This is a genomic window from Jeotgalicoccus halotolerans (assembly GCF_003387165.1).
Classification (GTDB): domain Bacteria; phylum Bacillota; class Bacilli; order Staphylococcales; family Salinicoccaceae; genus Jeotgalicoccus; species Jeotgalicoccus halotolerans.
In genome coordinates this window covers 23,997-38,543 of the sequence record NZ_QUMW01000013.1, presented here as the reverse complement: position 1 = coordinate 38,543, position 14,547 = coordinate 23,997, and the positions used below count along the sequence as shown (strand labels likewise).

Below are 14,547 nucleotides of genomic sequence, written 5' to 3'. Positions count from 1 at the left end.
ACGGAATGAAGATGAGCGTCTTAGCAAGCGGCTCAACAGGCAACAGTACATTCATTGAAACAGAAGAAGGAAGTGTACTTGTAGACGTCGGGCTGTCATGTAAAAAAACTGATGAAACGCTCAATCAAATAGGTAAATCACTCCATGATATAAATGCGATTTTCATTACACATGAACATGTAGACCATATTAAAGGCTTGAAAGTGATTGCGAAAAAATACGATATACCTATTTATGCTAATGAAAAGACATGGGATGCTATTGAGCGTAAAGATATCATTATTAATTCAGACCAGAAATTTCACTTCAACGCGCTTGAAGAAAAAGAAATCCTCGGCTTAAATGTTCAATCATTTAACGTGTCGCACGATGCGATTGACCCGCAATTTTATACATTTTCCAAAGGCAACAAGAAAATTTCGCTGATTACGGACACAGGATACGTATCAGATACGATGAAAGGCATCATTAAAGAAAGTGACGTCTTCCTTTTTGAATCCAACCATGATGTGGATATGCTCCGGATGGGAAGATATCCGTGGAATACAAAGCAGCGTATTTTATCAGACGTCGGCCACGTATCAAATGAAGATGCAGCGCATGCAATGAAGGACGTTATAACGAGCAATACAAAACGTATTTATTTAGGACATTTAAGTCTGGATAATAACATTAAAGAACTGGCGCGTATGAGTGTAGAACAAATACTGAACCAGCACGACATCGATACGCACAACGGTATAATGATATGCGATACAGATAAGGCGGTACCGACCGAAATTTATCAGGTATAAAAAGAAGACCAAATTGTGAGAAAAACAGCGCAATTTGGTCTATTTTTATGGCTGTTAACAAGTTATCCACAGGTTTGGTGAGAACTTGTGTATAAGTGGGATGAAAGCGTGGATAAGTGTGTGGAAGACGAGAAAATACATAAAATATGCAGGAATTAGTACGAAAAAAGAGCGGAATCATGCGTTTTAGTGCTAAAAAGTTATCAACAGGCTGTGGATAACCCGTGCATAACTAATAAAATTGCAGTAAATATACGAATTTGTCCACAGTTATGTATAATTGAAAAAAAGACAGGAAAAGCGAAGGTGAAACAGATGAAACTGACGATGATAACAGTGGGAAAACTGAAAGAAAAATACTGGCTGGATGCAGTAAAAGAATATCAAAAAAGAATAAGTAAATATGCAAAAATTGAACTGGTTGAAGTAGCGGATGAGAAAGAACCGAATAATGCGGGCGAGAAAGATCTGGAGCAGATTAAAGATAAAGAAGCAGAGAGAATTTTATCGAAAATAAAAGAAACGCAGCATGTGGTGACGCTGGAGATTAATGGTAAAGAATATACGAGTGAAAAATTGGCACGGGAATATCAGCGCTGGATGAATATCGGGAAAAGCGATGTGGTGTTTGTAATCGGCGGGAGCAACGGAATTGGAGATGCGGTGAAAAAACGCAGTAATCAGGAGATCAGTTTCGGCTCTCTCACCTACCCTCATCAAATGATGAAAGTCATGCTGCTGGAGCAGCTGTTCAGGGTGAATAAGATATTGAGGAATGAGAGTTATCATAAGTGATGAGGTTTTTTCTTGAAAAAGTTAATCAGACATTAGAGTCCTTTAATTTATTTGGAAATCAGAAGTGATTAACAATGACAAGTGAAATAGGGTTCTGTTGCAAAGTTGAATTTATAGTAAAATTTTACTAAAAAGGAGTCTTCTGTATGAACTATTTCAGATATAAGCAATTCAGTAAAGATGTTATCACTGTAGCCGTTGGCTACTATCTAAGATATGCATTTGAGTTATCGTGATATATCTGAATTATTAAGGGAACGTGATGTAAACGTTCATCATTCAACGGTCTACCGTTGGGTTCAAGAATATGCCCCAATTTTGTATCAGATTTGGAAGAAAAAGCATAAAAAAGCCTATTATAAGTGGCGTATTGATGAGACATACATCAAACTAAAAGGAAAATGGAGCTATTTATATCGTGCCATTGATGCAGAGTGACATACATTCGATATTTGATTGCGTAAGCAACGAGATAATCATGCAGCATATGCGTTTATCAAACGTCTCATTAAACAGTTTAGTAAACCTCAAAAGGTGATTACAGATCAGGCACCTTCAACGAAGGTCGCAATGGTTAAAGTCATTAAAGCGTTTAAACTGAATCCAGACTGTCATTGTACACCGAAATATCTGAATAACCTCATTGAGCAAGATCACCGTCATATTAAAGTAAGAAAGACAAGATATCAAAGTATCAATACGGCAAAGAATACTTTAAAAGGTATTGAATATATTTACGGTCTATATAAAAAGAACCGCAGGTCTCTTCAGATCTACGGATTTTCGCCATGCCATGAAATTAGCATCATGCTAACAAGTTAACACAAAGTATTATTTTAAAATTGAGATTAGACATTTATTTTTCAACTTTGCAACAGAACCCTTTACGGTACGAATAGGACTGTTTTTATTAAGTATATTCCCTAATTTGTTAAAAGTTTCATTGTCAGAAGACTTTAATAGGGAAAAACAAAAATTTTATATATAAAAAAATGTTTGTGAGATAGCTAAGAATATAATTGTTTAATACTGTCAAAATGTTATTTGAAATGTTTATAGAGAAAAAATACTGGAAATATCATGATCACTGGTTAGGATATTGTACAAATGAATTGATACAAATTGCCCCACAAGAGAAATATTATAAATTTGGCATTCAGACCGTATCCAGTTATTTAGATTATATGCAACAAAGGGAAACGTCATTCCCAACATTTTTAGAAATGTTAATGGCGACTTATTATTAGTAGAAAAAGCAAAAAAGACAGGCTATGCTGAACTTATTGAAACTTATGTAGATGAAGAAAAATTCATTCCAGCTTTGCCTATCCACCTATCGCCCTTTATCTACGCACTCCACCTTTAAAATCTACAATTTCCTTATGCTTATTCATTCACTATCCCTCCGTATTCTTCTCATCGTTCTTTTAATGCACACATCCATTTTCCTTCGTCACTCGGTCATAGCAGTTTGTAATTCTTGTTCAATTAAGTCGATATGTTTACTAATCAAATTCCGTTGTTCATTCAAGAATTCTAGGTGTGCGCGTAACACGCTTGGGACATCTATTTGGTTTTGATAAAGCATGTCTGTGTTTTTTCGGATTTCTTTTAATGGCATATTCAAATTGCTTAGGCACTGGATAAATTTAATCATTTCGATATCGTCGTCTGTGTATAAGCGCTTGTTATTGCTATCTCTGTCGATGTGTTTCAAGATACTCTTTTTCTCGTAATAACGCAGTTTGCTTTTAGGTATATTGCAATAATCAGAGATATATTCAATGTAATATTGTTTCATGTAAGCATATCCTTTCTCTTAAACCAAGGTTTAACTGATATTGTACTCTATATAAACATGAATGAGGAGGAAATACAATGAAAAAAGCTTTAATTGTTGTAACAAACATTGCGAAATACGATAATTTAGACAGACCTACAGGTGCGTGGTTCTCAGAGGTTACGCATTTTGCGAAAGACTTCTATGATGCAGGTTATGATGTTGATTTCGTAAGTCCGAACGGTGGATATGTACCTATTGATCCTGTCAGTCTTAGCCCTGAAATGATGAGTGTTGAGGACTGGAAATATTATACGGATCACGATTATATGAATCAATTTGGACAAACGTTATCTCCAAAAGAGGTTAATCCTAGCGACTATCAAGCCATTTACTTTGCAGGTGGACATGGTGCGATTTGGGATTTAAGAAATAACAAAGATCTTAACGACATTGCGTTAAGTATTTACAATAACCAAGGCGTTCTCTCTTCTGTATGTCATGGTGCGGCTGGTCTACTCGACATTAAAGAAAATGGCGATTACCTCGTTCGTCATAAAGACGTGACTGGTTTTACAAATAGTGAAGAACAAGCAAATGGTACAACTGAATACATGCCATATTTATTAGAAGACGAATTTATTAGTAACGGTGCACATTTTAGAAAAGAGGATGACTGGAGTAATTTCGCAGTCGTAGATGGTCGCATTGTCACTGGTCAAAATCCTCAATCAGGACATGCAGTTGCTGAACATGTTTTAAAAATCTTAGCTAATCAATAATTTTAAAGAGGAGCGATACACATGAAATCATTAATAATTGGCGCTCATGGTGGCGTTGGTCAACATCTCGTACGCAAACTCAAAGCACGAAACGTTGACTTCACTGCCGGTGTTAGAAAAGAAGAACAAGTTGAAGTTTTAAAAGCAGATGGTATTGATGCAACTTACATTGATGTTGCAAAACAATCTATTGATGAATTAATAGAATTATTTAAACCGTATGATCAAATCCTTTTTTCCGTCGGTTCTGGTGGAAGTACAGGTCACGATCAAACAATCATAGTAGATTTAGACGGTGCAGTGAAAGCAATTAAAGCAAGTGAACACGTCGGTCGTCAACATTTTGTTATGGTATCAACGTACGACTCACGTCGAGAAGCGTTTGATGCGTCAGGCGACTTGAAACCATATACCATTGCTAAGCATTATGCGGATGACTACTTAAGACATGCAAATTTAAAATATACCATTGTGCATCCAGGCGCTTTAACAAACGAACATGAAACGCAACAATTCAATATAAGTGCGCAATTTGAAAATATACAAAATCCGTCTATTACAAGAGAAGATGTAGCAGAAGTGCTTGTTTCTGTATTAACTGAGGAAGCATTACAAGGTCACGAATTCCAAATCATCAATGGTGATTTGTCATTATCAGACGCTACGACTAAATATCTGGAGGAATAATAAATGAATAATCAACAAGTTGTACTTGCAAAACGACCACAAAGTATCCCTCAAGACGATGTATTTAAATTTGAAACAATAGAAACTCGAGAACCACATGCAGGTGAGGTTCAAGTAGAATCCATTTATGTATCTGTAGATCCTTACATGAGAGGCAGAATGAATGATACAAAAAGTTATGTTCAACCTTTCCAAGTGAATGAGCCATTACAAGGTCATATTGTTGGAAAAGTCACACAATCGAACGATGAACGTCTATCTGTCGGCGATTATGTCACAGGCATATTACCATGGAAAAAGATAAATACAGTGAATGGAGACGATGTGACCCCTGTGCCATCAAAAGATGTACCATTACATTTATATTTGAGTGTTTTAGGCATGCCGGGAATGACGGCCTATACAGGATTGCTTCAAATTGGTCAACCACAATCTGGCGAGACGGTTGTCGTGTCAGCTGCATCAGGTGCAGTAGGCTCTGTCGTAGGACAAATTGCTAAGATTAAAGGTGCAAAAGTTGTCGGTATTGCTGGTGGTAAGCAGAAAACAACATATTTAACAGATGAATTAGGATTTGATGCGGCCATTGACTATAAACAAGATGATTTCGCACAGCAACTTGAAGCGGCTGTACCAGATGGTATTGATGTGTATTTTGAAAATGTAGGCGGCGCAATTTCTGATGAAGTGTTTAAACACTTAAATCGATTTGCACGCGTTCCGGTATGTGGTGCAATTTCAGCATATAATAATGAAAAAGACGATATTGGACCACGTATCCAAGGAACGTTGATTAAAAATCAAGCATTGATGCAAGGTTTTGTAGTAGCACAATTCGCTGATCATTTTAAAGAAGCAAGCGAACAACTCGCACAATGGGTGTCTGAAGGTAAAATTAAATTTGAAGTGACGATAGATGAAGGTTTTGACAATTTACCTTCTGCATTTAGAAAGTTATTCACAGGAGAGAATTTTGGTAAACAAGTTGTCAAAGTCGCTGAAGAATAGGTGAAGACTATGAAACATATCATCGTAAAATTCATATTTAGTTTACTGTTTTATAAAAGTGGTGTTGCACACTTTAAAAATAAAGATATGTTTTTAAAAATCGTACCGTCCTATTTGCCTTTCAAACACGCAATAGTTAAGTATTCGGGCAAATTAGAATTTATAATTGCTTTTTATGTACTCGTTGCTAAAAATAGATCACGCGTAAGAAAAGTAGTACAAGGATTCCTTTGGCTCGTATTTCCTGCAAATATTTACGCTGCACGTAAGAACATCTCTTACAAAGATGAAAGAGATGAAACAGATAGTGTTAAGCAGCATGTCATTCGTTTACCATTACAATTTGTCATGGTCGCACTTGCGAAACTATTATAAGACTTATCATAGCCACGCCTGGAACATTACTTTTGTTCCAGGCGATTTTTTAATATTTATACTTAAAATCGACGTATATCAAATGATTCCCTTGACAACGCTTATGTGCTCTTTGTTTAAATATACTCATATCAGACATTTACTTTTAAATTTTTCTATAGTGATAAGCTTCTAAATTAAGAAAAGCATAAGTTAATTTGCGTGTATGATTGTAAGAAAACATAAAAAATGTATTTTATCATGTGATGCTATCGCAACATTGTGACATTTATGTAATAACGGGACCTATAAGACAAATATGAAGAGGGTTATTATAAAAAAGTTTCTAACTTTATTTTAGCTAGTAGTTTAGTTTTGGGCTTTTTCGTAACGCCCGAATTATTTAATATCACTCAAGCACATGCGCAAGAATCTGTGAAACCTTATTATAGTTACAGTGGTTATACAGAAAATCAAAGTAATTTTCTTCTTATTAGATGGTAAGTCAGTGAGCAAAAAAATTATTGAATCATTAAGGTGAACCAAAGTATACATCTACATCAGCCTGAGTCAAAGAATATATGTATAAAATTGGAAATAAAGAGGTGAGATTTTATGTTAACCAAAAGGATTATGTCATCAAAGGACAAATCATTAGTGAATAAAATGGGATACTAAGCATGTATGAGAAGTGGGATAAAAATCATTTTGAATTCGTAGTCTCGCTACATAAATTAATTTATACTGCATTTAATTCAAAAGTTAATTTACATGATTAAGATTGACGATAAAACAATATAAAAAAGAAACCGCATCATTAAACGATACGTAGAAGCTTATCACAAGTAATGCGTGTTAAGACACAATACGCCATGTGGTAACCAGAAGCGTATTATCGTTAGTGCGTGTTTTTGTTATGCAGCTTACCATAATCATCTCTCCTACTATATCTATTAACTACAATTCTATAATACTTAAAATGAATATGTAACTAGGAGACAGTGAGATAAAGCATGCAAAAAATTAGGGGATGGGACAAAAGTCTTGAAGATATAGAAAAATAATAGATAGCCGGACATTAGACTTCTAGAAAATGGCATCTGCGTGAAACTATAGGCACACAGATGCCTCAGAAAAGCTAACGTCCGGCTTATTTTTGAAGGGAATGGTTTTGTCCCAGCCCCTAAAGTTATTTAAGAAAATATATCTTATTCTGATATTTGATCTAATAAATTATAGAATGAGTGTTGTTTATCACGTATAGTACCGAGGGACCGTCTTATTCCATGTTTTATAAAAGCAATGCTCATTATTACTATAACCCGTCATTTCATTGTACAGGTAATAGTTATCAGCATCACAACTCATGACACTTTTTGTTACGACGTTTGTATCGATATCACTATCTTTCACTTGTACAGTCCAGTCACATTCTACTTTAGCGGATAGAGGGTCACCTTCTTTTATTGTATATACGTTATGGTTAGTAGATCCATAGGTGATATTTGTTTCGGTCAAAGTTCGTAGCCCCTCATCAGAAAAGTCATCTAACACCCACTCATCTGTTGTAAGTTTCTTGATGACATTCCGAGTCCTATAACCATCCCTGATAATTTCCTTTTCAAGGGGTGTTGCAGTTTCGGACTGCTCATATTTCAATCTTACCTCATTGAAATCAGTGATAACAGGAAGTAATAGTTCTGAATGAGAGAAATCGACTGTTAGATTCACGATTTCCTTGTCTGGCCATATTTGAGGCCAATATGTTGGTGAAATTGATACTTCGATGCTATGCCCTGCTTTAATTTGATAGCCAATAACATCCAATGGAATTTCTACATCGATGTATTCACCAACAGTTAGATCCTCTGGGAATTCATGACTTTTATAATGATTGAGATTGAGTTGACCTTTTGTTACGAGTGTCTTTTCACCTGTAGGATGTACATCCGTCACTCTAACATGGAGATTCGCTTCTTCCTTGTCAGGTTTAACTCGTATTTTAGCAACTGGCTGACCGATGATATTTAATGTTGTGTCCTGTTTTGGCAACATAAATGATGTGGCCAATGCATTATCAATTAATTGATCATCAGGAAGGTCACCTTCCTGACCAAATGGACAGAATACTCCAGAATAAAGACCATGCTGTTGACGATTCAATAATGGAACTTCACCGTTGATATTTTCCAAAATATCAATTTCACTTGTTTCTTCATTATATAAGTCTAGCCACTTACCTTCTCGAAAATCATAGGTGGTCTTAGGCTTCACACCATCCTGCAAATATACGAGGAAGGCATCTTTATGTGTATCTTGGTCCCCTTCTTCTGTCATCCAGCGATCGAGCCATTCAATGACCTCTTGAAGGTATCCTATTTGAGGTCCTGGAATGGCCATGTCTGGAAATTCATGCGCCCAAGGTCCAACAATCCCTTTTTTAGGGACATCGAGATTATTCATTAATCGAAATAAGGCATTTGTATATCCATCTGCCCAACCACTCATGGTCAGGACTGGTATATTGATGGCACTGTAATCTTCTCCAATTGAACCGTGTTTCCAATAATTATCTCTAGTTTGATGTGACACCCATTCTTCGATGAACGGGGGTGTATTTTCCATACGGTTAATCCACATATCATACCATTTTTCTCCCACATACTTTGGAAATGGTGGTCTTGCGTTGTATGCGAACATAGTTGATGCCCACCAAAGCATGTCAGAAGCCATCATTGTACCACCTTTATAATGGACATCATCAGCATATCGATCATCTGTTGAACATAAAGTAATGATTGTTTTCAGTGCAGGTGGTTGCAATGCAGCAAGTTGAAGCCCATTGAAACCGCCCCAAGACTTACCAATCATAGCAACTGAGCCGTTGGACCATTCTTGGTTTTCAATCCAAGAGATTACTTCCAGTGCATCATCTTGCTCCTGTTTTGGATATTCATCTTCGATTAGCCCTTCAGAATCTCCTGTACCTCTGATATCTACACGGATAGAAGTGTAACCCATGCCAGCAAAATATTTGTGACGGATTTCATCACGAAGGGCAGTGAATTCATCTTTCCTGTATGGAAGATATTCAAGTACAGCGCCCTTTGTCTTTTCAGATGTTTTAGGTTGCCATAGTTTAGCTGATAATTTTATACCGTCTGACATCTCTATCCAACAATGGTTAATAATTTCTACTTCGTACGGAAAGTCTGTTCTTTCTTGAATTTTAGTATAATCTACGTCGAATACACCCATTTATTTATCCTCCTCATATATATGATCGTCGTTCTTCAACCATTTCATCAATGAAATGATAAGCAGTATATAGATGATGACGACTGGTACCGCAACGACAACGGCTGATGTCTGTACTACATTCAATCCACCAATTAACAGTAATGAAATAGACAACAACGCCATGATGAGACCCCAAATAATTGTATGCCATGTCGGAGGCTCAACACCCTCGTCTACTTTTATTGATGCTGTTGAAGCTAGTATATAAGACGCTGAATCAAGTGATGTTGCTAGGAAAATGAATCCAAGAATCACGAAGAATAATATCGCAATATAACTCATCGGTAATGTGTCAAGAACATTGATGATTGTCTCAGCATCACCAAATTCTGCCATACTACCTAGGACATCGAGTTCTCCTGTCTGTTGAAGATTCATCGTATATCCACCGAAAATTCCGAAATATAGCCAGCTACCGATAGATCCCCAACCAAGGATGTGGAGTATCATGCTCTTCAAAGTACGCCCTTTGGAAATACGAGCAATGAAGAGCCCCATGAACAGTGCAGTAGCAGCGAACCATGCCCAATAGAAGACTGTCCAAGACTGTGGAAATCCACCGCCGCCAATCGGGTCAGTATAGAAACTCATTCTCAGAAAATTCTGCGCCATGATGCCAAAGCTGTCTGTAAAGTAAGTTAATATGAAACTGGTTGGACCTACGATAATGACGAATAGGGCTAATATAAGTGCAAGGTATACGTTGATGTTACTGAGCTTGCGTATACCTTTATCAAGACCTAGAGACGCACTTGTAATATATATGACCGACCAGATTAGCATTATAATGATGCTTAGTGCAATTGACTGTTCCACACCTAGAAGATGGCCAATTCCAGCGGAAACCATCGGTACTCCCAGTCCCAGTGATGTACCAAGACCACCGACAAGACTCCATATGACAAGTATATCGATGATCTTTCCGATGATACCATCTGAATGTTTACCAAGCGCACCTCTTACAGATTGACTGACTTTAAGTGATTTGTTCTTTTTATTAAAAAAGGAATATGCAATGACAATGGTCGGGAAAGCGTAAATACACCATGCAGAAATACCCCAATGGAACATTCCATATGCAACAGACCACTCTGCTGCAGTTTCACTGCCAGATTCAAAGCCAAATGGAGGTCCTTGGAAGTAGTACATCGGTTCAATAATCGACCAGAACATGATACTGGTACCCATACCTGCACAGAATAGCATCGCGCCATAACTAAAATTTCCAAATCTAGGCTTTCCCTCTCCGAGTTTTACTCTTCCATACTTTCCAAAAGCAAGCCATATAAGCAAGACAAAAAGACCGAACGTCATAAATTGGAATATCCAATCCATTCTTGAGTTGATTCCAGACAAGATATTGTTTAAGAACGGTTCAGCAGATGACTGGAAGATGATTAAAAGTAGCGTAAGTAGCAATAGTACTATAATAGATGGCCAAAAAATTAAATGATCTAACTTTGCTTTTTCTTTCATTAAATCCCTCCGTAAATTATCTTGATTAATTTTCAGAAATGATAATTTCATCATTTTCTAGCACGAGTATATTATGTAAAAAACTTAACATAAACATTAATTTAAGGAAAGGTAATGTGATATTTAAAATGCCTTTACGTTTTTCAATCCTTCAAGAGTCTAGATATTATATAGGAGCATAAGGAAATCTGTGAAGGTATTATTGATAGGCTGATTGAAGGAGAAAACAAAGCTAGTGACCTAGAATTACAATATAAACCTTTCCTCTTACTCATTCATCAGTCAACCTTTGATAAGTCATTATGGGGCCTCTAAAGCGAAGGTACTTGGTTTAGGTAAAACAATGGCAGCTAAAGGATCGGAGCGTGGTATTACGGTAAATTTGTTGGCGTTTGGTGCTTTCACAGCATTGTCTGGAAGTATGGAAGACGAAGAAGGAAGCGTCAGGGAGAACGAATTGGAGCTGAACTGGTTTCACCTGCTGTTTTGTGGTTATCTCACAAAGATAATCAATATAATGGTAAAACTTTCGAAGTGGCGGCAGGAAGAGTCGCTGAGAACTTCTTTGGTTCTAACTAAGGCTACTGGGATAAAGATCTTACAGTAGAAAAATTATTTGAAAATGAAGAAGCTATTCTAAATCAAGATGGATATAAGAGTTTAGAAGATACTGTTGATTTATCGAAATGAATGACTGAATATAACACGGGCTGGTAGCATATATACGAAGATACCAGGGTTTGAAAATTATATTTAAAGTCGTTAGAGTACATTAATTTAGAAGGATTATTCTGAAAACTCAAATTGACTTTCAATCAAATTGTTAAACGTCCGCATCGAAAAATGATAAGCCGAGAGTTATCATAAATAGATAAAATATAACTATTTAATAATATTATCATGATATATATAAGGTTTGAGCTCGGTATTCTACCTAACTCAAACCTTAGAAGTTATCTAAAATTATTTTTTTAAATTCAAGGTGTCAGCTTATAGAAGGGCTTATCATTTATAAATTAAACATGTGATTCTGTTAGTTCTAAAAATTCTTCAATATCTTTATGCACTGAATCCAGAGATTCCTGCCAGAAGTCTGGTTTTCTCAGGTCAACATTTAAGTGCTTTTCAGCTAGGTCTTCTGTCGTCATGCTCGCAGTATCGCGAAGCAGTGCGATATAGTCATCTTCACGTAACGTATCGTCTTCTAAGAAACGGTTGTATATACCTAAGCTAAAGAAGTATCCAAATGTGTACGGGAAGTTATAGAATGGGACACCTGTAATATGAAAATGTAACTTTGTTGCCCAGAACATTGGATGGTATGAACGAAGTTCATCTTGAAAGGCTTCTCTTTGTGCTTCTTTCATCAGTTCTTTCAGTCTGTTGCTGTCTACAGTGCCTTGTTGGCGTTCATCATAAAAATTGCGTTCAAAGATATAGCGTGCATGGATATTCATCATAAAAGTCGCACTTCTAGCAATTTTTTCATCTAGTAAGTTGATTTTTTCTGCATTTGACGTTGCATTTTCAATCGTTGCGTTTGAAACGACAAGTTCTGCAAATGTAGAAGCTGTTTCTGCAACGTTCATTGCGTAACGTTGGTTGAATAATGGTAAATCACGTAATACATAGCTATGGAATGCGTGTCCGAGTTCATGTGCGAGTGTTGATACGTTGCTTGTGCTACCGGCAAAGGTCATAAAAATACGAGACTGTTTAGATTCAGGAAGATTTGAACAGTATCCACCTGGGCGTTTTCCTGGACGATCTTCCGCTTCAATCCACTGCTCTTCAAAAGCTCGACGTGCCATCTCTGACATTTTTGGACTAAATGATTCAAAGTTATCGATAATAAATTCTGCTGCTTCATTATACGTATACTGCTTGTTTGTATAATCACCCACATCAATACTTGCTGAAACATCAAGCCATCCTAATTGATCCACACCAATGAGTTCTGCCTTTCGTTCGAAGTATTTTTTGAGAGCTGCTTTATTTTTTGTAATAGTATCCCACATCGTATCGAGTGTTTCTTCTTCCATACGGTTGTAGTCTAATGGTACTTTCATATAATCTTTATAATCGTGAAGTTCATAGTCGTTTAAACGGAATCCTGATAAATGATTGAGTGTTGTAGAGAATAAATCAGCTTTCTCTTCCCATGTGTTTTCCCACGTTTTTAATAGTTTTTCACGAACTTTTGGATTTTCTTCTGACTTCATCTTGTTTTCAAATTGACCCGCTGAATAATAAACGGTTTCATTATCTTCAGTTACTGGAATTTGAATAGAAGCGACGAGTTGATTGTACATATTATTCCAGCCCTGTAAGCCGTCTAGTGATAAATGATTGATGATTGTTTCTTCTTGAGTTGACAGTAAATCTTTTTCTTTTTTTCGTATTTCTTCTAACGGGAAACGCATTGGTTTAAAGAAATCTTCCTCTAACAGCTTGCTAAATTGATCTTCAGTCAGTGCGCTGATCTTTTTATTTAAAATAATATTCTGTGATGAGAGGTCTTTACGTAAGTTCGCAACCGCATTTAAATTCTGCATTGCTTTTTGATTGGTAACATCTGCAGATACTAAACCATTCGCAAAACTCCCCATCTCACCAAGCGCGTTTGAAATTTTTTCATAGTTTTGTAAGATTCCTTTCAGTGACGTAAAATCATTTGAATGTTCGCCCGGCTCCCAATTATCGAGTTCGTGAGAAAAAGCTGTAATACTATCTCTTACTTCTGATAATCGTTTTTGGAAAGCTTCAGACGTACTTCCACCAGGAAATACACTCTCCATATCCCACTTTTGTTTATAGTTCATAAATTTTCTCCCCTTCTAAATTAAAACTATAGTTTCTTTTATCATACAGGAAATGAGTGCAGAGAAACATTAATCACACTGATATACATTAATAGTCCGAGCTTGCACCTATGCTGACGATAAAAAGAAGAGCAATATTTGTAGAATTTAAACTAATGAGAAAAAGCGATTTTAATTAACACAGCAAGAGTTAGGATTTAGATGAGATGACTCTTGTTGAAGTACTTAAAAAGAGGGAAATTAAAAGTTCTGCGATTGATGTCCATGAAGAGTCAAAGATAAATCGTAATTTAGTTGGCATAGAGAATGTAGTCTTAACGCTATATATTGGAAAATGTTTTACGTTTATAGTCAAATATAATATAGACAAACTTACTTTATATTAATTCAACCTGTATAATTTGTTAATTCCCTAGTTTGGAGGATAACTAGAAGTGTATCATAAGTGATCCAGGAACTAGATTTGATTATGACAAGAAAACTCGTTATAAACTCACCGCCCTAAATTGTTAGGACGGTGAGATAAGTATCAAGATACAATGAAATTTCTCGAATTATAAGTCTTTAAATTTCATCTTATCACTTTCTCTATTTTTATTTATCAAATCCTCTATATATAATCCCATAAGTACTACAACTTGAAATAGGATTAAACTAACACAAAAAGTGAGTGACACTAAATGGTATAGATAGAGCTGTAGAAGCTATCAAAATAATGCTTGGTAAATCCATTTATTCATCTGTTTGTT

Annotated in this window: 10 protein-coding genes and 3 pseudogenes; 9 read left to right on the top strand and 4 right to left on the bottom strand. The window is 36.1% G+C overall.

Translation table 11 applies throughout. The features are described from left to right. Nucleotides 1-5: 5 nt before the first annotated feature. From DFR63_RS08610 to DFR63_RS11940, 4 genes and pseudogenes are all read left to right on the top strand, one after another. A complete protein-coding gene (locus tag DFR63_RS08610; protein WP_115885545.1) occupies nt 6-794 on the top strand; it encodes an MBL fold metallo-hydrolase in 789 nt (262 codons plus the stop codon). Between the two features lie 315 nt (nt 795-1,109). Continuing rightward, nucleotides 1,110-1,589: a 23S rRNA (pseudouridine(1915)-N(3))-methyltransferase RlmH gene (gene rlmH / locus DFR63_RS08605; RefSeq protein ID WP_115885544.1), complete on the top strand. Its 480-nt coding sequence runs from the start codon at nt 1,110-1,112 to the stop codon at nt 1,587-1,589. A 146-nt stretch (nt 1,590-1,735) separates the two neighbouring features. Continuing rightward, nucleotides 1,736-2,411, top strand: a pseudogene (locus DFR63_RS08600) (IS6 family transposase). Nucleotides 2,412-2,617: 206 nt separating this feature from the next. Continuing rightward, a pseudogene (locus DFR63_RS11940) lies at nt 2,618-2,913 on the top strand (poly(glycerol-phosphate) alpha-glucosyltransferase); the annotation flags it as partial. 129 nt (nt 2,914-3,042) lie between these two features. On the opposite strand, the gene DFR63_RS08590 reads toward DFR63_RS11940, so the two are convergent. Further along, a complete protein-coding gene (locus DFR63_RS08590) occupies nt 3,043-3,390 on the bottom strand; it encodes a MerR family transcriptional regulator (protein WP_115885543.1) in 348 nt (115 codons plus the stop codon). Between the two features lie 77 nt (nt 3,391-3,467). Here DFR63_RS08590 and DFR63_RS08585 point away from each other — a divergent pair, with 77 nt between their 5' ends. The 5 genes and pseudogenes from DFR63_RS08585 (at nt 3,468) to DFR63_RS08565 (ending at nt 6,865) form a co-directional block, all read left to right on the top strand. Continuing rightward, a complete protein-coding gene (locus DFR63_RS08585) occupies nt 3,468-4,151 on the top strand; it encodes a type 1 glutamine amidotransferase domain-containing protein (protein ID WP_026859288.1) in 684 nt (227 codons plus the stop codon). Nucleotides 4,152-4,172: 21 nt separating this feature from the next. Then, the gene (locus DFR63_RS08580; protein ID WP_115885542.1) at nt 4,173-4,838 is read left to right on the top strand and encodes an SDR family oxidoreductase; all 666 of its coding nucleotides are present in this window, start codon (nt 4,173-4,175) and stop codon (nt 4,836-4,838) included. Between the two features lie 3 nt (nt 4,839-4,841). Beyond that, nucleotides 4,842-5,846 carry an NADP-dependent oxidoreductase gene (locus DFR63_RS08575; protein WP_115885541.1) on the top strand — a complete coding sequence of 335 codons (1,005 nt, stop codon included), beginning with the start codon at nt 4,842-4,844 and terminating at the stop codon, nt 5,844-5,846. A 9-nt stretch (nt 5,847-5,855) separates the two neighbouring features. Next, the gene (locus tag DFR63_RS08570) at nt 5,856-6,221 is read left to right on the top strand and encodes a DoxX family protein (protein WP_026859290.1); all 366 of its coding nucleotides are present in this window, start codon (nt 5,856-5,858) and stop codon (nt 6,219-6,221) included. Nucleotides 6,222-6,554: 333 nt separating this feature from the next. After that, nucleotides 6,555-6,865, top strand: a pseudogene (locus DFR63_RS08565) (hypothetical protein). 589 nt (nt 6,866-7,454) lie between these two features. Here DFR63_RS08565 and DFR63_RS08560 read toward each other — a convergent pair. The 3 genes from DFR63_RS08560 to DFR63_RS08545 form a co-directional block, all read right to left on the bottom strand. Further along, nucleotides 7,455-9,458: a CocE/NonD family hydrolase gene (locus DFR63_RS08560; RefSeq protein WP_115885540.1), complete on the bottom strand. Its 2,004-nt coding sequence runs from the start codon at nt 9,456-9,458 to the stop codon at nt 7,455-7,457. Continuing rightward, complete coding sequence (locus DFR63_RS08555) at nt 9,459-10,976, bottom strand: BCCT family transporter (RefSeq protein WP_115885539.1); 1,518 nt, start codon at nt 10,974-10,976, stop codon at nt 9,459-9,461. 1,016 nt (nt 10,977-11,992) lie between these two features. After that, a complete protein-coding gene (locus DFR63_RS08545) occupies nt 11,993-13,798 on the bottom strand; it encodes a M3 family oligoendopeptidase (RefSeq protein ID WP_115885537.1) in 1,806 nt (601 codons plus the stop codon). Between the last annotated feature and the right edge of the window lie 749 nt (nt 13,799-14,547).